Genomic DNA, 18331 nt, shown 5'->3' on the forward strand with positions numbered 1-18331 from the left:
TCAGACCCCGCGTCCCAATTTTCGTTTTGACGAAGCTAGTATTCCTAATTGTTCACGATACTTCATTACCGTCCGCCGTGCAATCGTTATGCCAAATTCACCGTGCAGGCGGTCTTTGATCTTTTCGTCAGATAACGGCTTCTGTTTATCTTCATGGTTTACAAGTTCCGTGATCAACTGTTTGATGACGAAGGAAGATGTTTGCTTTCCGTCCTCTTGTCCAACACCTGTCTGCAAAAAGAATCGTAATGGTATGACTCCGTGTCTAGTCTGGACGTACTTATTGGAAATGGCACGGCTGACAGTCGATACGTGCATCCCGAGCTCCTTTGCGATTTCTCTTAATGTGAGCGGCTGCAGCATAAACGTACCATGCTGAAAATAAAGCTGCTGTTTTTCAGCGATCTGCCGGATGACCCGCTCAATTGTACTCCCTCTGAACGCAACTGCCTGCTTCAGCCATTCCACCTGCTTGTATTTATCGTGCAGGAATTCAGCCGCTTCGGAGTCTCCATTCAAAAGATCAGCGTACGAATTATCAATTTCTATATCCGGTGTGTGCCATTTGTAAAAATGAATCTTCAGGTGTCCATCATCTTCGTATATGTTCGCTTCTGGTATTATATATTCAGAAACATTTCCCGCCAGTAGCTGCCCAGGTTTGGGATGGCATGCTTGAATTTCTTTAATAATTTGATGTGCGTTATCAGGGGATATCAGAAATTGCTCACTAATCTGTTCGATATTTTCCTCCGCAACCCAGTCAAGATGGTCATCAAGCAGTGAATCAATAAAGTCATATTTGTCTGCCATCTGCAGCCGAATGCACTCTTTCAGTGACCGCGCTCCAATCCCTGCTGGCTCGAGCGACTGGATAAATGTCAGTGCATGTTCAGCCTTTTCTATGGTCGTACCGCATTTCTCAGCCCATAAATTGAGGTCGATGTCGAGATAACCGTCTTCGTTAAGCGAATCAATCCCAAACAGAACAACCGGTTCCAAATCATCGGGTACATTAAGCGTATACAGTTGGCTCTTCAACTGGTCATACATGGACAGTTTCGCTTCGTTTATTTCACCGATTGCCGGCAGGTTGGCATTACTATTTTTAAAATCCGCAATCTCATAATCATAATTAACTTCCTCAATCAGAGGGTTCTCCTTCGCAATCTCTTTAATATATTCGACGACCTCCACCCCGGTAAGCTGGAGCAGATTGATCGCCTGAACAAGGGACTGGTTCATCTTCAACTGTAATGTCTGTTCCTGAATTAATTTCTGTCGCATGATGAACTCTCCCCCGCAAATAGTTCTAGTTCTATTTTGCCATAAAATCATGAGGAAGGACAGGGGGCGGTTATCCCAGCTTAGGGTAGTTGTCTCCCGATTGTAAGCAATTCTCTCCTAAGTTTATGGTTTTCTCTCCCGAGTGGAAAGCTATTTCTCCTGAGTTCCGGGTGTTCTCTCCCGAGTTGAACGCTTTCTCTCCTATGTTAATGGCACTCCCTCCCGAGTAAGGTCCTTTCTCACCCAGGTGATTTCCCGCTCTTCATTTGCATAAAAAAATAAGGCGCCGTTGGGACGCCTCGCTCATTATCTTTATTTAATTTTTACTCGCACTTCTTCCTTAATCCATTGAGGATACCATGTAAGCTCAACCGTAATAGGTGAAGCAATGTTGGTTCCTTCCATATTAAATCCTATCTCCTCAAAGCTCTTACCGGGGCTGGCCATATACGAAAATTCAGTTCTGGACTTAACTCTCTCCCCGTTTGCATCAAGGATCGGCCCAAAAATACCATAATTAAACCTTTCCTTCGTATGCAATTCCACACTTACTTTGTTTCCATTAACTTCAAGGTTCCTAAGTTTGTTTCCTGCCGGTTGCATCAGAATCTTTTCATTTTTCAGGTCCAGCAATAGCTTGCTTTTATCCCGGTCCACTGCCTGGGCCCGACTTACAACCAATGATAGTTCTTCAGCATTTCGAAAATAATTGCTTTGTAAATAGATTATTTTCTCATCATCTGAGATTGATGACCCAACGACTCCGTTATTAATTTTACTCCAGGCTTCCCCACTTCCATCTACCAGTCGTAAGTTTTCAAAGGCCAATATCTCTTTCGTGTTGGAAGGATGCATTTCAAGGTGAACCGCTACCCTTGTAGGATAAACAGTTGCTTTTTTGAAAGTAATTTTCTGCCCTTCCATGGACACAGTTTGATTGAGTTCATACGTGACTTTGTGGCGAAGTTCCTTTTTAAGCTTAAAATCAATACTGAACTCCCCGCCGACTGATTCGCCCTGAACCTTTAAGTCAATTACAAATTCTCTTGATTCATAGGGCTTATCAAAAAAGAATTCCACTGTGCCGGAATATGATTTCTTCCCTTCCTCTGACTCGTGTGGAGCGCCGAAAGATATATGCGCAAAATCCAACTTTTCGTCAACTGCACTCGTTAACTCGAGATCATTAATCATTATATCTTTCTGCTTTTCATCTGTTTCAAGTGTATAAAAAAGCACAATACCATTTGTATCCGCAATTGCACCATCAATCGTTACCTTCAAACCATCTTTCTCGGCTGATGCACGAATTTCCTGGTAGTAATCATTCTTTACCGCGGCCATCATTCCTTTATCGTCTCTGATCAATTCAACGATTTTTTCCATTCCCGGAATACCAGTTACGTACTGGGCAAATACCGGTGATACCCTGATGCCAGTCACAAAGGAAAGAACAATAATTGCTGCTAGTACTGCACTAAGCATCCATTTCTTCTGTCGTTTTTTTCGTTTATGTGTAAACTTAGCTTTCTGAAAGCCGGTCATAATCGCTTCATCAATTGCTTCGAGAGGGAGTGGGACGTCATCATGTATGTTTTTATATTCCTTCAGTTTTTCTTCTTCCTTTTCGTACATTTCCATTCCCCTCCTTTTCCTCAAGTTCTGCCCGTAACAGTTTCAGCGCCTTGTTTAGCCATGTCTTAACCGTACCTTCCGGGCATTCAATCGCCGCTGCAATCTCTTTTATTTTTAAATCGTTAAAATATTTCATTGTGAGCAAGTCGCGAGACCGTTTATCCAACCGCTGCATTGCATCCTCAAGGTCAATCCCTGTGTGATTATCGTTCACTCCCTGTTCTTGAAGTGCCCCTTCATCATGAATGACTCGTCTCCGCCTCCGAAGCTGGTCATTACAATAATTAATCATGATTCGGATTAGCCATGATTTGAAATAGGATGGCTCCCTGATCGTATTTATTTTCCTGTATGCCCGAACGGTTACCTCCTGTATTGCTTCAACAGCTTCATGCTCATTTTTTAGATAAGCAATCGCTGTTTTGTACAAATCAATTTTATATAGCTGCATCAGTTCAAGAAAGGCGTCATCATTTCCTTTGATCGCCTTTCGAACCAATTTCCCTCCCTCATCCAAGCTAGTGCCCCCCTCTGTCTCTATCTATGTATTAGACCACCGTGTCAGCAAAAAGTTTTATTTTTATTATAACTTATTTTTCAGCCTCCTAATTTCGTGATATATGTCACATCATACTGAAAATCACAGGTATATAATGAAGGCAAATAACGCAAAGTTGGTGATTTGTTATGCCTTGGGAAATGCGGCAAATTATCCTTGGAATACACATTTTTCTTGCTATTATCTGGGTTGGCGGTGTTCTTTTCATCGGCTGGGGTGTTTATCCGGCACTAAGAAAAATGGCCTATGCAAAACAGCGTGAATTTTTTCTCGCGTTGATCCAGTGGTCACACAACTTCCTGACAGCAGCCGGAACTGGTGTTATAGCCACCGGAATCGTACTTGGAACCCTCGCAGGACCGATTAATCAGTGGGCTGACCTTTGGACCACACGATACGGAAATCTTTGGCTGGCCGCATTAGTTATAGCGTTGCTCACCCTGGGATGGGGTGTTTTTATCGGTTACAGGCAATCGGTTAAAGTTTTCTCCAATATTTCAATTTGGGAACTCGCTGATTCAGGTGAAACAAAACCATTGTCAAAAGCACTGGGAACCACCATAGCAATCGAGTCAGTCGAAGTCGGTGGTTTTATCGCCTTACTAGTTGTGATGATTTTATTATGAACAAAACGCAAGTATACCGCTTCTTATCACCGTCAAAAAACACCTCTCATCAAGGCGGTGAGAGGTCGAACGAGGCGGGAATTCCTCCAGAACGCCTCTCATCGACGAGATGAGCGGTCGAAATATATTCTAATCATTTAATAAGGAGAGGGCAAAATGGCACATTCAGCAGTTTTTGCTAACGGTGAAAAATTCTATTACCGTGCTTCCTGGCTGCAGCTTATTCGTCCGATGACATTGACCGGGACTATAACACCAATCCTCGTTGGTACAGGGATTGCAGCAATGCAGGGGGCGATCCGTTTTGATATATTTCTAACCATGCTGGTGGCATCGCTACTTATCCAGTCAGCGACAAACATGTTTAATGATTACTACGATTTTCGTAATGGGCAGGATCAGGAAAAATGGACAGCAGATGCCTCACAGGAACATGGTCCCTCCCATGCAATTATCCCTTATGCAGCCGGCTCTTTGCTTTTCCTTTCACTCCTTCTCGGTGGATGGCTCGCATATCACAGCAGTTATTGGGTTTTATTCGTAGGTATTTTAAGCATCCTATTCGGCTTTCTGTATTCAGCAGGTCCGCGCCCGTTATGCTCAATTGGACTTGGGGAAACGGTCGCATTTATTTTTCTTGGTATAGTCGTAACCATTCTCGCGTATGTGGTACAGGGAAATCCATTGAACCTCCGCATTATTCTCGTCTCGATTCCCTTTGCCCTGCTGATTGCTTCAATGATTTTAACGAATAATATTCGTGATATAAAAAAAGACCGCAACTTCAGACGAACTGTCCCTGCCATACTAGGAAAAAAACGTGCAGTTCAATTACTGACGACTCTTCTTTCTTCTATTTATTTAACAGTCTTTTTGCTTATTGGGTTCGGTGTTCTTCAGCCGCTGGCTATCGCAGTTGTGTTTGCTTTTCCCCTTGCAATCCGGCTGCGGCTTGCTTTTCAGTCCAACGCTGCTGACACCGAGAGCAGGAAAGTTATGAAATGGGCTGCATTGCATCATTGGGCCTTCGGATTCCTTTTGGCCATCGGGGTTTGGATAAACTTATTAATATAAAAAAAAGACAAGGCAGCGAAATGCTGTTCCTTGTCTTTTTCCATTAATCCTATGGCAGACTTTCACATGCGAGGCCATCGAGGCGGTGCGGGTCATCCCCTGGTCCACCAGCTGCTATAAAGAAAGCTTGCGCCTGTTCGTGTGTACTGAAATCGCCCACAGTCCCTGTCCAAGTCGAATGGGTCATACGCCAGACTGTTATCCGGCTGTGGGTCAGACCCTTCCTTTACCTCGGGTTAAGGCTTAGGCGCAGATTCCGCTTCGGGATGCGGTTCTTTTTCCTGATAATGACATCCGTGATTAACCCAACAACTTTTCTATACAACTTTCGCTTCGCAGCTTGGAGTTCCGGACTGATGCATTTTTGAATAAAATGATCCGCTTCATCGTTCAAATTTGAATCGGAAAGAATCAGATGGGAAGTCTTCCCCTCGGATGTAGTAAACGTGTATTCAGTCTTCATAAAGAACTTATCCCGTATCGCCTACTCGATGGAATCCCAATTCAGCCTGGACACAACCACCAACTCTTTTTCCTTTTTATGTTTGTAGACGATAAAGCCAGCTGAGGTTAAAACTGCATAGCATACAGACAGCGTTTTCCTTTTGCTTCAGCATCCAAAATATAACAGGAAACTGGATGTTCTTTTTTCAATAATGCTTTATGTTTTTTAGACATAATCTCTTCCCCCATTAATAAAGATTAGTATTATTACCTTATGACTTCAGGTAATAAAATCATTTTGTGGAATAAAAAAAGACAAGGGATTGTAAAATACCAATTACCCTTGCCTTCCTGCATAACATAAGCGCGCCCAGAGGGATTCGAACCCCCGACAAACCTGGTACCGGAAACCAGTGCTCTATCCAGCTGAGCTATGGGCGCATTTTGCAACCATCAAATTTGGCACATAGGATATTATAACGCCTCATCGATAGATATACAAGTCTTTTTATTAAATCACCAATCAAAATATGCATATTTAATTATTACTATTTATGAGAAAAAAGAGAAAAACCTAAAATATTAAAAAAGTATTGTATACTGTATGTTAATTCTAAACAATCATACAATTTAAAATACCATCTTATGAAGGAGGCTTCTCATGAATAATGACTCACCTCTCCTAGCGGTAAAAAACTTACATACACATTTTCTAACCAAATCTGGAGTTGTTAAAGCGGTCGACGGGGTGGACTTTGATATCAGCCCGGGTGAAACACTTGGTATCGTGGGGGAATCAGGCTCTGGAAAAAGTATTACAGCAATGTCAATACTTGGTCTTATACCTTCCCCGCCAGGAAAAATAGTTGATGGCGAGATTAATTTTAGGGGTGAGAACCTAATTAAGAAATCTACTGGCCAAATGCGTAAAATCCGCGGCAAGGAAATCGGGATGGTCTTTCAGGATCCAATGACATCACTTAACCCCGTATTCACAGTAGAAAAGCAAATTATTGAAACGATCCGTGCACACGAAAATGTTTCAAAAAAACAAGCAAGAGAACGGGCTTTGGAACTTCTTAACCTTGTCGGGATACCAGATCCTCAAAAACGGTTAAAGAACTACCCACATGAATTCAGTGGTGGAATGCGGCAACGGGTTATGATTGCGATTGCACTAGCATGCAATCCTTCTCTGCTGATTGCTGATGAACCCACTACTGCCTTGGATGTGACAATTCAAGCACAGATACTGGAGTTATTCAAGAAAATGCAGGAAGAACTCAACATGGCAATAATCATGATTACACATGATCTGGGTGTAGTTTCCGAAGTATGTGACCGCGTAATGGTCATGTATGCAGGGAAGCCTGTTGAATTTTCAGAGACAAAAAATCTATTCGATTACGGGAAACATCCCTATTCACTTGGACTAATGAATTCGATACCAAAAATCACGCCAGATAAACAAAAACTTGAAGCAATTGAAGGTCTCCCGCCTGATTTGCGTGATCTCCCTAAGGGTTGCAGTTTTGCACCTCGCTGCAAGCATGTTATGGAAAGCTGTCTTACAACCGACCCAAAACTTACTGAAGTTGCCGAGGGTCATCATGTACGGTGCTTACTATATGAAGAAACTGAAAAGGCGGTAAACACATGAGTACATTATTAGAAGTAAAGAACATAAAAAAACACTTTCCCTTAAAAAATCCAAACTTGTTTTCCAAGGAAAAACCTCTTCTTAAGGCTGTGGACGGAATTTCTTTTTCATTAGAGGCTGGTGAAACACTCGGCCTTGTCGGTGAAAGCGGATGTGGCAAGTCAACCGCTGGCCGAGTTATCCTTAAGCTTCTTGAGCCCACGGAAGGTGAAGTATTCTTTAAAGGTGAAAATATAACAAATTATCAAGGCGAAAAACTGAGGAAATTGCGTAAAGATATGCAGATTATTTTCCAAGACCCATATGCCTCGTTAAACCCTAGGAAAACCATTGCCCAGACTATAACGGAACCGATGAAGATATTTAATATACCTAAGGAACTTAGAGCCAAGAAATTGGACCGGCTGCTGGATGTTGTTGGGCTAAGTAACTATCATAAAAACCGTTATCCTCATGAATTCAGCGGTGGGCAGCGCCAACGAATAGGGATAGCTAGGTCTCTTGCACTCGAGCCGGAACTCGTTATTTGTGATGAGCCCGTTTCAGCGCTTGATGTTTCAATTCAAGCTCAGGTCATTAATCTGATGGAAGATTTACAGGAGGAATTTAACCTTACTTATATATTCATCGCACATGATTTAAGTGTTGTTCACCACATCAGTGACAGGGTAGCAGTTATGTATTTGGGAGAGCTGGTAGAAATAGGTAAAGTTAGTGATGTATACCAGAACCCTAAGCATCCATACACTCAAGCGTTACTTTCGGCTGTACCTGAAGCAAATCCACACCGTGAAAAGCAGCGCATTGTACTGAAAGGGGACCTACCATCACCCGCCAATCCGCCACAAGGATGCAAATTCCACACCCGGTGCCCTTATGCAGAAGCTATCTGCCGTACCACTGAGCCAAAGCTGAAGCAAGTTTCTGAACATGGCCAAATGGCAGCCTGCCATTTTGCTAAGGAGGTGATTGAAGAAAAAACTGGTACTCTTATCTAACTTTCAGACTATGCAGGTCGTGAAAATCCAAGACATTTTTTATACTTTTTATAAAACGAGGGGGAACTATGTTGAAAAAACGTAACTTAGCTTTTCTGTTCACTTTATTTCTGGCAGTTATTTTTGTATTAGCTGCTTGCACGGAGGACGCAGGCACCGGTAATAAATCCTCAGATGACACAAAAGATGCAGATGGTAAGAAAACATTAGTATTTGGCCGTGGGAATGATTCCCTGCAGCTGGACCCATCTAAAGTTACTGATGGTGAATCCATTTATGTTACGAATCAGGTTTATGATCCGTTAGTACGTTACAAAAAGGATAGCACCGAGGTCAGGCCATCTCTAGCAACTGAGTGGAATGTCAGTGACGATGGGCTAGTATGGACATTTCAATTGAGAGACGATGTTAAATTCCATGATGGAACTGATTTTACCGCGGAAGACGTGGTATACAATTTTGAACGCTGGACTACTTCAGGTGACTTCTCTTACTACGGTTATATGTTTGGTGCTTCTGAAGAGGATATGGGAGGAATTATCGAAAAAGTGGAAGCAACAGGTGACTATGAAGTAAAGTTCACTTTATCAGAACCTAATGCCCCTTTTCTACAGACTCTTGCGATGCCACCATTCGGAATTGCAAGCCCCGAAGCTATTGAGAAATATGGAGAGAATTTCTTTAAAAACCCAGTCGGTACAGGTCCATTTGTATTTGAAGAGTGGATTCCTGATGATCGCATAACACTCTCTAAAAACGAAGATTACTTTGGTGAAACTGCTAAGATAGATGAAGTTATTTTCCGGACTATCCCGGACAACGGAGCAAGATTTCTAGAACTGCAAGCTGGTTCCATTGATATGATGACAGGATTAAATCCACAGGATATCCAGACTGTAGAAGGCGATGAAAGTCTACAAATCATTCGCCGTCCTTCAATGAACGTCGGTTATATGGCCTTTAACACCAGTAAAGAAGGTCCTATGTCTGAAAAAATGGTTCGTCAGGCTATTAATCTAGCAATCGATAAAGATGAACTGATTAAGTTATATGAAGGAATTGGAAAGCCCGCCAAGAACCCGCTCCCACCTTCAATATGGGGGTATAATGATGAGGTTCAGGACTATGGTTACGATGTAGAAAAAGCAAAAGCGTTGCTTGCAGAGGCTGGATATGCTGATGGATTTGACGCAACATTACACACATTTGCCAATCCAAGACCATATATGCCGCAACCGAAGATTACAGCTCAGGCCATTCAAGAAATGTTAAAAGAAGTAAATATTAACCTGGAGGTAATTGTAAACGACTGGGACACCCATACTTCCGGAGAAGATGTTAGCTATGATATGAAGTTTCTAGGATGGACAGGAGACAATGGAGATCCGGATAACTTCCTATACGTTCTTTTGGATAAAGATAATGCTAATCCATCAGGTGGTAATATAGCTCTCTATAAGAGTGATGAAGTACATGACCTCCTGAAAGCCGCCCAAACAGAAATGGATCAAGAAACTCGTACAAAATATTACTTAGAAGCACAGGAAATCATTCATGAAGATGCGCCATGGTTCCCTATTGCTCATACCACCCCACCGGTAGCGGCCAGTAAAGATGTTGAAGGGTATATTCCACATCCGACTGGAAGTGAGCCTTTTAACCTGCTAGACGTTAAATAAGTCTTAAATTGAAAGAATATGTTGAACTGGAAAAAGAACCCGGAAGTATAAAGTGTTTACCTCTTTCGGGTTCTGTTCCAGAAATACGGAGGAATGCCAAATGCTTAAATATATTACACAACGCGTCCTTATGATTGTCCCCGTGCTAATTGGTGTCTCCATTTTAACTTTCTCTCTGCTTCATCTTATCCCAGGGGACCCTGCTAAAAGCATGCTCGGAATCAAGGCAACGGAAACACAACTAGAACTCTTACGTGAGGAATTAGGTTTGAATGATCCGTTTATTGTTCAATACGGCAAATTTATGGGCGATATTTTACAAGGCGATTTAGGAAAATCGATACAATCCAATGAAGCCATCACCCATGAACTAATGCAAAAGTTGCCTGCCACTATAGAACTTACTATCTTTGCTATGATACTTGCGGTGATAGTAGGAGTCGTTGCAGGAGTTATAGCGGCAGTGAAACAATATTCATGGTTTGATAACATCAGTATGACAGGTGCCCTATTTGGAGTATCAATGCCTATCTTCTGGTTGGGATTAATGATGATTCTACTGTTTTCTGTCCAACTTCAACTTCTCCCTCCATCGGGAAGACTTTCCACAAGCGTGGAACTGGAGACAATTACAAACTTTTATTTGCTTGATAGTATTTTAACCTGGAATTGGGTAGCTTTTAAGGACGCCTTTTTCCATTTACTTATGCCAGGTATAGCGCTTGGAACTATACCAATGGCAATTATCGCTCGAATGACAAGGTCTAGCATGCTCGAAGTCATGAACCAGGATTATATCCGGACCGCTGACGCGAAAGGCTTAAAAAAACACCTTATAATATTTCAACACGCATTAAAAAATGCCTTTTTACCAGTTCTTACTATCATTGGTATGCAGTTTGGATTCCTCCTAGGTGGAGCTGTTCTTACTGAATCCATATTTTCATGGCCTGGAGTTGGTAGATACGTATACTTAGCAGTGCTCGGACGGGATTTTCCGGTAGTTCAGAGTACTATTCTAGTAATAGCCGTTATTTTTGTTCTGGTTAACTTGATAACTGATTTACTGTACAAATACTTTGATCCGAGAATCCGGTATGAATAAACCCGAATGGTTAATATGTAAAGAAAGGATGTGCACCAATTGTCACTTCAACCTAGCCCAACTCCAGAACCGAGTGTACTAGAAACAACGAAACCTAAGAAAAATAAACAAAGAAGTTTATGGGTGGATTCCCTTCTTCGTATTTTTAAAAGTAAGACATCACTTATCGGGTTTATAATTATACTTATTTTAATTTTGACAGCTCTTTTCGCACCAGCAATTGCGACACACAACCCTACTGAACAATCCATTGTGGACAGATACCAGGCACCTTCTGGCGAGCACATCCTTGGAACAGATGCCTTGGGTCGTGATATTTACAGCAGAATAATTTACGGATCGAGAATCTCTATTCAAATCGGTGTCATTGCTGTAGGAATCTCAATGGTTATCGGGGTTCTTTTAGGAGGGATTGCCGGTTATTTTGGAAAATGGGTAGATCATATTATTATGCGATTTATTGACATTCTGCTAGCTTTTCCTAGTATATTGCTTGCTATCGCACTAGTAGCAGTACTAGGACCTAGCTTAAGAAATGCCATGATTGCAATTGGAATTGTGGGCATTCCCCAGTTTGCAAGAATAGTCCGTTCAGCCGTTCTTTCAGTTAAAGAAACAGAGTATATTGAAGCTGCTCGGGCAATAGGGGCCAAGCACGGTAGGACGCTATTCCAACATGTGCTTCCAAATTGTACAGCCCCAATTATAGTTCAGGCAACATTGAGTGTAGGTACCGCAATTCTGGATGCGGCCGGTTTAAGTTTCCTCGGTCTTGGCGCTCAGCCTCCTAAGCCTGAATGGGGAGCTATGCTCGATGCAGGTCGTGATGCTTTACAGACTGCTCCTTGGGTAGTTACATTCCCAGGCATTGCTATCTTTCTTGTCGTTCTCGGGTTCAATCTATTTGGCGATGGCCTTCGTGATGCCCTGGATCCAAGGTTAAAGCAATAAAGTAATTACAATTTTTAAAATTTATAGTAAGATTAGGTAAAGCTGCGTGCTTTACCTTTTTTCAATTACTAAAACAAATTCCATCCTGGGAGGGTTATTATTAAGTGAAACAATATATCCCTGTTTTCTTCTGTATTTTAATTGGGACAGCTTTATCTATATGGTTCTTTGTTAACACCGAGCCAAAACACATTAACACCTATCCCAATCTCCCTGCCCCAATTGCAGAAGAGAAAATATTAATCACCTCAGCAGGCCAGGCGGCTGAAGCTACTATTCTGTCATCGATAGCGGAAAATCTCAATCTAGAGGCTGACTACAGGCCAATAGCTTTAGCTACCGACTTGTACGATTACAAAAGTGTCGTCATTATGCTTGGTTACAGTGCCAATGGGCAGTCTAATACAATCCGATCTTTTCAGGAAGAAAGGGATCGAATAACGTCATTATTAAAAGAAGCAGGTAAAACTAAACTGCCAATTGTTGTGGTCGATCCTACTGGAATACACAGGAATGACAAGCAGTCATGGAGACTGTTTGAGAATATTGCACCATTTGCGGATTATTTTATTGGGTTGAAAAACATGAATGATACTGAAAAAGCTATACAGTTGCTAAATAAACACTCTGTTCCTGTTACTCTGGTAAGTGATTTAGAAGATATTAAAATTCCTTTTAATTCGGTTTATAGATAACATCTAGGCTGAAAGGCGATGAATATGAGAAAGAAGCAAAACAATCTTATTGGTGGATTAACAGGTTTATTCTTAATATTAGCAGGCGGAACAATGCCCCAGTTCTTCAGTAACTGGTCACGGTTTGTGGTCGACAGTGTGATGCACAGTATTACACATTCAGATAGTGGATTAGTAATTATTGCCTCATTTGTATATATGGCAAGATGTTTGCTAATTTTCTTCCCTATATACTATGGCTCCATGCTGTTAACATCTTCACTTGCAAAAAGTCAGGATCCAGTAACATACCCTTATTTCTTTGCAGGGATATGCTTGTTCAATTTGACTTTATTAAACTATTTATATAATACTAATTTTTCCTATTCTGGCCAGCTGTTTTTCATAGGACTTATTTTGCTGCTTCAGATGTATAATCAGAGATATAAATATTTTTATTTTACTTACGGGGTTAATTTGCTTTTTGCATTATTGGCAGCCCATTGGTTGCAACTAATCCCTGCTTTAACAGTATTTGGATTCGGTACAAATGATCTTGCAACCAGCATTAAGACAGCTGATAGTTTCCTGACCGGAAATAGCCTGCTCAACACCATTGCATCCGTGTTTTTTATTGTTTTTCTGACGATTGCTTTCATATTTACCCTTCTCCTTCATCTATCGAATAAACAGATTGATACGCTAAAAAAGTATCAGGTCCAGGAGGAAGAGTTAAAAGAAACTAAAACTGCTCTTGTGGAATCCAAGGTATATAAAGAAATAAATATGCTGGTTCATGACCTGAAAACTCCCCTTGTTACAGTGCAAGGTTTAATTTCCCTAATTGAGATGAAATTGCAGGGCGCTTCCAGTACCCCTTTCAAGAATTATTTTACTCGCATGGAGCATTCTGTAGAAAAAATGAAAGATATGATTTCAGAAATATTATCCGAAAATATTAAACAGGAATTAACAGTAAAAGAACTCTTGGAATATGTAACTAGCCATCTCAGCCTAGATGAGCAGCAAGTAAATATGGAAATTGAATTGGACGACAACCTTCCCTGTATCCAAGTCAACAAGATACGGTTTTCGCGGGCGATATCTAATATAATTGAAAATGCAATCAGTTCATTTGCTGGAAAAAAAGGAAATATACACGTGGATGTCAAAAGTATTAATAGGGAAGTTATTTTTAAAATCAAGGACGATGGGCCTGGTATTAAATCTGAACACATAGAAAGTATTTGGCAGGATGGTTTCAGTACAAAAAATTCCTCAGGGATTGGATTGTCATTTGTAAGGAGAGTTATTCAAAACCACGGGGGAAAAGTTAATGTTCACAGCATTCCTGGAAGCTATACCCAAATGGTTATTTCCCTACCAATATTAGAAGCAGGTGATGAAGTAAATGAGTACCACTATACTAATAGTTGATGATAATGAAGATATTCGCTTTACTCTCAGGGAAATCTGCGATTATGTAGGCTGGCAGGTGGTTGAAGCACATACAGGTAAACAGGGAGTTGAGCGATTCAGTTACATAAGACCAGACCTTGTACTTCTTGATTATCACATGCCTGATTGGGATGGTATTAGAGCGACCAGAGAACTGCGCAAAATAGACAAAAGGGTTCCCATTATTATTCTGACAGTTGACGAGCGACAGGACGTGGCAGACACTTTTTTAAATGCCGGTGCAACTGACTTTGCTTTAAAGCCTATTAAAGCACCTGATCTTATTTCTCGGATTAAAATAAATCTGAAGATAGTAAAATTATCCGGGAATAATAGCAGTGCTTTTGTAGAAAAAGGAATAAGCCAAACTACCTTACAATCAATTAAGGAATATTTAATCAACCAGGATAACCCTTCAACAATTAATGAAATTCAACAATCTTTGCCGATTGCCTACCAGACCGTTCACCGCTATTTAAACTACATGGAAAATAAAGGCGAAGTTGAGATAATTTCAGAGTATGGGAGGCCCGGACGACCAAAAAATAAGTACAAACTTGTCTGATTCATACGTTTATATTCCGTTGATAAGGGAATGATGGGGAAAGAGATTTTTTGCCAAAATAGTTGAACGTTTTGTTTGACCTTTTTTGACCTAATAGTTAAGATAAAGATATCCAAGAATAATGGATGAATCGATGTTTAAGGAGGAACTTTAAATGAATTTAATTCCCACAGTCATTGAACAGACAAACCGTGGAGAACGCGCCTATGATATCTACTCCCGTTTATTAAAAGACCGCATTATTATGCTAGGAAGTGCAATTGATGATAATGTTTCCAACTCAATTGTAGCACAGCTTCTCTTCCTTGAAGCAGAAGATCCGGATAAAGATATTTCTCTGTACATCAACTCACCAGGCGGATCCATTACAGCCGGTATGGCAATTTACGATACCATGCAGTTCATCAAACCAAACGTATCAACCATCTGTACAGGTATGGCAGCATCCATGGGTGCATTCCTGCTGGCAGCTGGTGAAAAAGGTAAGCGTTATGCTCTGCCTAACAGTGAAGTTATGATTCACCAGCCACTCGGTGGAACACAGGGTCAGGCTGCGGATATCGAAATCCATGCACGCCGTATTATCCAAATGCGTGAAAAACTAAATGAGATTCTTGCTGAACGCACTGGCCAGCCGCTAGAAGTTATTGAGCGCGATACCGACCGTGATAACTTTATGACTGCTGAAAAGTCAGTTGAATACGGCTTGATCGACAAGATTTTAGAACGCAATTCAGATAGGAAATAAAGATGCTAAAAGCTGTCCATTCGCGGGCAGCTTTTTTAGTTTGCTGTTTTTCTAAATAGCAGTTGAGTCGCTTGTACCATCAGGATGTGCCCTATTTCATTAGGCGTTCATCAGTCACTGTTTATCGGAACCTCTTCCGTTATTTCCTCTAAATTCCTTCTTAAAGCATGATTTCGGATTCTGGTTCCGCTAATTGACTATTTTTAGTCAAGATTGTGTTCCTATTGGTCATTTAGCGGAACCACAGGATCCTCCTCAGGCCCTTTACAACCTCATTTTTCGCTTTTAGCGGAATGAGGAGCCGCTTAGCTGATCTGTAGGATTTTTTTATTTTTCAACTTGAATTCCTATTCTGCGGGGCAATTCCTTGGTATAAAAAACAAAGACCAAACCGCTAAGCGATTTAGTCTGGTAATTCATATGCCAATTCAATTATTTTTCCACCAAACTGAGCTTCATAAAAATAGAGCGGCGGCCATTTATCTTATTCTTTTGTCACGAATGCCGAAAGATGATTCAGTGCCACCTCGGCATCATTGCCATCCCCAATCAGCGTGATTGTTTCCCCCGTAGTAATAGCCAAGCTCATCAGACCCATGATGCTTTTCGCATTAACCCGCTTACCATCCTTTTCAAGAAACAGGTGTGCCGTATAACGGTTTGCCTCCTGGACAAATTGCGCGGCAGGCCTTGCCTGCAGTCCTGAATCAAGCTCAACTTTTACTGATCTCTCAACCAAATTTCCTCATCTCCCTGTTTGTAATCGTTTTCAACCTTATGAAAAAAGGGCAGCGCTGAATCGCGCCGACATTATTTAGCAAACCTGGCTATTACCAAGCCTTATAGCAAATTGCTAAAAAAGCATTTACTTTTTAGAATTTTTATTTAATGTAACGTAATTATATCATATCAGCAGGATGAGAGGGTGAAAAATTACTTTTTAATCGCCTGGTCCTGTTGAACTTTTTCTGCAAACTCATCAATCTTTTTCAGGCGGTGATTTACACCGGACTTCGAAATCTTCCCGCTTGAAACCAGCTCACCGAGTTCCTTCAGGGAAACGTCCTGATGCTGCACCCTGAGTACTGCTATCTCCCGCAATTTTTCAGGTAATGCTTCCAGCCCGACAGTCTGCTCAATCAGTTTGATGTTTTCAATCTGCCTGAATGCTGCGCCTATCGTCTTATTAAGATTAGCTGTTTCACAGTTAACCAATCTGTTGACCGAGTTACGCATATCACGGACAATACGTACATCCTCAAATTTAAATAATGCATTATGTGCGCCAATTATGCTAAGAAATTCGGTTATTTTTTCTGCTTCTTTTAAATAGGTAATGTACCCTTTCTTCCGCTCCAACTTCCGTGCACGTAAATTGAAACTGTTGAGCAGTTCACATAACGCGTCATTATGTTCCTGATAAAAATTGGAGATTTCCAGATGGTATGAAGATGTTTCTGGGTTATTAATTGATCCGCCAGCCAGAAATGCCCCACGAAGATATGATCTTCTGCAGCACTCTTTCTTCATATACTTATCGGGGATTGTTTGAGACAATTTATACTCACCCTCGAGAATCCCCAAGTCGGATAACATTTTTTGAACATCTTCTTTCATCCGGACAATATAGACGTTATTCTTTTTCAGTTTCATTTTTTTTCGAACCAGTAATTCCACCGGAAATGAATACAGCGATTTTATCAACGTATAAATACGACGGGCGATCGCAGCATTTTCAGTTTGCACATCAAGGGTATATCCTTGTCTTGACATGGAAACCGCTCCGTTCATCCGTACAAGTGCCGCAAGTTCGGCATATTTACAGCAAGTATCCAGTTCAACGCCCGTCAATTCTTTTTTTATCTCTGAAGCAAACGACATTCTCACACCCCCTGTTCCACTTTCTTACGATTGGTCAATCAGTGAATAAAGCAATTTGGCAATTTTACGTGTGTCATGCCGTAGTGTTGTATGTGAATGATTGATAATATCACTTTCGATTATCTGTAATCCCATTTCAAGCAAACGATCGGTATCGTATATTACCGGTTCCGCGTTTTCCTCGGCATATACGTCACGCACATTCCGGTTAATCGGTTCATTATGCACCACAATGGAGTCAACGCAGTTATCACCGATATGATCACGAATTGCCTGAATATGATCGGCAGCCGTATAACCGGTTGTCTCGCCGGCCTGTGTCATGACGTTGCAAACATATACAACTTTCCCTTGTGTTTCCTGAAGTGCTGTATCAATTTGAGGAATAATCAGATTCGGCAAGATGCTCGTATACAAGCTCCCCGGTGCAATCACCACCAAATCAGCGTTTTTAAGAGCTTGTACCGCATTCGGAAGGGGGAGAACCGGTTGCGGACTCAAAAATACACGTTCAATTTTTTTGTTAGCAAGTGGGATGTTTGATTCACCTGAAACAACCGTTCCATCCGTCATTCTTGCATGCAAAGACATACTCTGATTGGAAATCGGATAAATATTCCCTTTTACATTCAGTACCCTGGAGATTTCCTTGATTCCCGTATAAAAATTGCCGGTGATCGAGGTCATCGCCGCGAGCAGCAGATTACCCATGGAGTGTCCTGATAGACCATTTCCGATAGTAAAACGATGCTGAAACAGTTCCAGCAGCATTGGTTCTGCGTCCGAAAGCGCTGCGATCACATTGCGGATATCCCCTGGTGCTGGTATCTCCAATTCATTTCTGAGTCGTCCAGTACTTCCGCCGTCATCCGCTACTGTTACAAGTGCAGTCAGATGGATGGGCAGATCTTTAAGGCCGCGCAGAAGCACCGGCATGCCGGTACCTCCGCCAACCACCACAACCCGCGGACGTATTTTGTTACGCAT

At 41.4% G+C, this 18331-nt stretch carries 19 protein-coding genes and 1 tRNA gene; 11 read left to right on the forward strand and 9 right to left on the reverse strand.

Features of this window, described 5'->3' with window-relative positions; genetic code table 11:
* From rpoN to ACFO3D_RS04505, 3 genes are all read right to left on the reverse strand, one after another.
* Nucleotides 1–1287 carry an RNA polymerase factor sigma-54 gene (gene rpoN, locus ACFO3D_RS04495; RefSeq protein ID WP_390293437.1) on the reverse strand — a complete coding sequence of 429 codons (1287 nt, stop codon included), beginning with the start codon at nucleotides 1285–1287 and terminating at the stop codon, nucleotides 1–3.
* 312 nt (nucleotides 1288–1599) lie between these two features.
* Nucleotides 1600–2922, reverse strand: a complete 1323-nt coding sequence (locus tag ACFO3D_RS04500) for a DUF4179 domain-containing protein (RefSeq protein ID WP_390293439.1) — start codon at nucleotides 2920–2922, stop codon at nucleotides 1600–1602.
* On the reverse strand, nucleotides 2885–3439 hold the full coding sequence (locus ACFO3D_RS04505) for a sigma-70 family RNA polymerase sigma factor (protein ID WP_390293440.1): 555 nt from the start codon (nucleotides 3437–3439) through the stop codon (nucleotides 2885–2887). Before ACFO3D_RS04505 ends, ACFO3D_RS04500 begins: the two co-directional genes overlap by 38 nt.
* A gap of 170 nt (nucleotides 3440–3609) precedes the next feature.
* Between ACFO3D_RS04505 and ACFO3D_RS04510 the strand changes: the two genes are divergently transcribed.
* On the forward strand, nucleotides 3610–4107 hold the full coding sequence (locus ACFO3D_RS04510; RefSeq protein ID WP_390293441.1) for a hypothetical protein: 498 nt from the start codon (nucleotides 3610–3612) through the stop codon (nucleotides 4105–4107).
* Between the two features lie 156 nt (nucleotides 4108–4263).
* Nucleotides 4264–5181 carry a prenyltransferase gene (locus ACFO3D_RS04515; RefSeq protein ID WP_390293442.1) on the forward strand — a complete coding sequence of 306 codons (918 nt, stop codon included), beginning with the start codon at nucleotides 4264–4266 and terminating at the stop codon, nucleotides 5179–5181.
* 49 nt (nucleotides 5182–5230) lie between these two features.
* Here the strand turns inward: ACFO3D_RS04515 and ACFO3D_RS04520 are convergent, their stop codons facing one another.
* From ACFO3D_RS04520 to ACFO3D_RS04530, 3 genes are all read right to left on the reverse strand, one after another.
* A complete protein-coding gene (locus ACFO3D_RS04520) occupies nucleotides 5231–5368 on the reverse strand; it encodes a hypothetical protein (RefSeq protein WP_390293443.1) in 138 nt (45 codons plus the stop codon).
* 39 nt (nucleotides 5369–5407) lie between these two features.
* Complete coding sequence (locus ACFO3D_RS04525; RefSeq protein ID WP_390293444.1) at nucleotides 5408–5644, reverse strand: hypothetical protein; 237 nt, start codon at nucleotides 5642–5644, stop codon at nucleotides 5408–5410.
* A 346-nt stretch (nucleotides 5645–5990) separates the two neighbouring features.
* A tRNA-Arg gene (locus ACFO3D_RS04530) sits at nucleotides 5991–6066 on the reverse strand.
* A 220-nt stretch (nucleotides 6067–6286) separates the two neighbouring features.
* Between ACFO3D_RS04530 and ACFO3D_RS04535 the strand changes: the two genes are divergently transcribed.
* The 9 genes from ACFO3D_RS04535 to clpP all read left to right on the forward strand — a co-directional run bounded on the left by ACFO3D_RS04535 (nucleotide 6287) and on the right by clpP (nucleotide 15463).
* Entirely contained in the window at nucleotides 6287–7285 is a 999-nt protein-coding gene (locus tag ACFO3D_RS04535; RefSeq protein WP_390293445.1) for an ABC transporter ATP-binding protein, read from the forward strand.
* Complete coding sequence (locus ACFO3D_RS04540; protein ID WP_390293446.1) at nucleotides 7282–8283, forward strand: ABC transporter ATP-binding protein; 1002 nt, start codon at nucleotides 7282–7284, stop codon at nucleotides 8281–8283. Before ACFO3D_RS04535 ends, ACFO3D_RS04540 begins: the two co-directional genes overlap by 4 nt.
* A gap of 68 nt (nucleotides 8284–8351) precedes the next feature.
* Nucleotides 8352–9962 carry an ABC transporter substrate-binding protein gene (locus ACFO3D_RS04545; RefSeq protein WP_390293447.1) on the forward strand — a complete coding sequence of 537 codons (1611 nt, stop codon included), beginning with the start codon at nucleotides 8352–8354 and terminating at the stop codon, nucleotides 9960–9962.
* Between the two features lie 100 nt (nucleotides 9963–10062).
* Nucleotides 10063–11067 (forward strand): ABC transporter permease, encoded by a 1005-nt coding sequence (locus ACFO3D_RS04550; RefSeq protein WP_390293448.1) that lies wholly within the window; start codon nucleotides 10063–10065, stop codon nucleotides 11065–11067.
* Nucleotides 11068–11106: 39 nt separating this feature from the next.
* Nucleotides 11107–12018: a nickel transporter permease gene (nikC, locus tag ACFO3D_RS04555; protein WP_390293449.1), complete on the forward strand. Its 912-nt coding sequence runs from the start codon at nucleotides 11107–11109 to the stop codon at nucleotides 12016–12018.
* 104 nt (nucleotides 12019–12122) lie between these two features.
* Nucleotides 12123–12713 (forward strand): DUF6305 family protein, encoded by a 591-nt coding sequence (locus ACFO3D_RS04560; RefSeq protein ID WP_390293450.1) that lies wholly within the window; start codon nucleotides 12123–12125, stop codon nucleotides 12711–12713.
* Between the two features lie 24 nt (nucleotides 12714–12737).
* Nucleotides 12738–14129 (forward strand): sensor histidine kinase, encoded by a 1392-nt coding sequence (locus ACFO3D_RS04565; RefSeq protein ID WP_390293451.1) that lies wholly within the window; start codon nucleotides 12738–12740, stop codon nucleotides 14127–14129.
* The gene (locus tag ACFO3D_RS04570) at nucleotides 14104–14715 is read left to right on the forward strand and encodes a PleD family two-component system response regulator (RefSeq protein ID WP_390293452.1); all 612 of its coding nucleotides are present in this window, start codon (nucleotides 14104–14106) and stop codon (nucleotides 14713–14715) included. Before ACFO3D_RS04565 ends, ACFO3D_RS04570 begins: the two co-directional genes overlap by 26 nt.
* Before the next feature lie 154 nt (nucleotides 14716–14869).
* The gene (gene clpP / locus ACFO3D_RS04575) at nucleotides 14870–15463 is read left to right on the forward strand and encodes an ATP-dependent Clp endopeptidase proteolytic subunit ClpP (protein ID WP_390293453.1); all 594 of its coding nucleotides are present in this window, start codon (nucleotides 14870–14872) and stop codon (nucleotides 15461–15463) included.
* Between the two features lie 484 nt (nucleotides 15464–15947).
* Here clpP and ACFO3D_RS04580 read toward each other — a convergent pair whose 3' ends face one another.
* The 3 genes from ACFO3D_RS04580 to ACFO3D_RS04590 all read right to left on the reverse strand — a co-directional run bounded on the left by ACFO3D_RS04580 (nucleotide 15948) and on the right by ACFO3D_RS04590 (nucleotide 18331).
* Nucleotides 15948–16202, reverse strand: coding sequence for an HPr family phosphocarrier protein (locus tag ACFO3D_RS04580; protein WP_390293454.1), 255 nt, complete (start codon nucleotides 16200–16202; stop codon nucleotides 15948–15950).
* 194 nt (nucleotides 16203–16396) lie between these two features.
* Nucleotides 16397–17344, reverse strand: coding sequence for a DNA-binding protein WhiA (whiA, locus tag ACFO3D_RS04585; RefSeq protein ID WP_390293455.1), 948 nt, complete (start codon nucleotides 17342–17344; stop codon nucleotides 16397–16399).
* A 24-nt stretch (nucleotides 17345–17368) separates the two neighbouring features.
* Nucleotides 17369–18331 carry a gluconeogenesis factor YvcK family protein gene (locus tag ACFO3D_RS04590; RefSeq protein ID WP_390293456.1) on the reverse strand — a complete coding sequence of 321 codons (963 nt, stop codon included), beginning with the start codon at nucleotides 18329–18331 and terminating at the stop codon, nucleotides 17369–17371.

Source organism: Virgibacillus kekensis, assembly GCF_042654125.1.
Classification (GTDB): Bacteria; Bacillota; Bacilli; order Bacillales; family Amphibacillaceae; genus Lentibacillus; species Lentibacillus kekensis.

Bases quoted from the DNA above. Each gene is read 5' to 3' on its own strand.
- ACFO3D_RS04515 (WP_390293442.1), top strand. From the start codon at position 4,264: ATGGCACATTCAGCAGTTTTTGCTAACGGTGAAAAATTCTATTACCGT.
- ACFO3D_RS04590 (WP_390293456.1), bottom strand. From the start codon at position 18,331: ATGCGTAACAAAATACGTCCGCGGGTTGTGGTGGTTGGCGGAGGTACC.
- ACFO3D_RS04550 (WP_390293448.1), top strand. From the start codon at position 10,063: ATGCTTAAATATATTACACAACGCGTCCTTATGATTGTCCCCGTGCTA.
- ACFO3D_RS04570 (WP_390293452.1), top strand. From the start codon at position 14,104: ATGAGTACCACTATACTAATAGTTGATGATAATGAAGATATTCGCTTT.
- ACFO3D_RS04565 (WP_390293451.1), top strand. From the start codon at position 12,738: ATGAGAAAGAAGCAAAACAATCTTATTGGTGGATTAACAGGTTTATTC.
- ACFO3D_RS04500 (WP_390293439.1), bottom strand. From the start codon at position 2,922: ATGTACGAAAAGGAAGAAGAAAAACTGAAGGAATATAAAAACATACAT.
- ACFO3D_RS04545 (WP_390293447.1), top strand. From the start codon at position 8,352: ATGTTGAAAAAACGTAACTTAGCTTTTCTGTTCACTTTATTTCTGGCA.
- ACFO3D_RS04540 (WP_390293446.1), top strand. From the start codon at position 7,282: ATGAGTACATTATTAGAAGTAAAGAACATAAAAAAACACTTTCCCTTA.
- ACFO3D_RS04525 (WP_390293444.1), bottom strand. From the start codon at position 5,644: ATGAAGACTGAATACACGTTTACTACATCCGAGGGGAAGACTTCCCAT.
- ACFO3D_RS04520 (WP_390293443.1), bottom strand. From the start codon at position 5,368: ATGACCCATTCGACTTGGACAGGGACTGTGGGCGATTTCAGTACACAC.
- rpoN (WP_390293437.1), bottom strand. From the start codon at position 1,287: ATGCGACAGAAATTAATTCAGGAACAGACATTACAGTTGAAGATGAAC.
- clpP (WP_390293453.1), top strand. From the start codon at position 14,870: ATGAATTTAATTCCCACAGTCATTGAACAGACAAACCGTGGAGAACGC.
- ACFO3D_RS04510 (WP_390293441.1), top strand. From the start codon at position 3,610: ATGCCTTGGGAAATGCGGCAAATTATCCTTGGAATACACATTTTTCTT.
- whiA (WP_390293455.1), bottom strand. From the start codon at position 17,344: ATGTCGTTTGCTTCAGAGATAAAAAAAGAATTGACGGGCGTTGAACTG.
- ACFO3D_RS04535 (WP_390293445.1), top strand. From the start codon at position 6,287: ATGAATAATGACTCACCTCTCCTAGCGGTAAAAAACTTACATACACAT.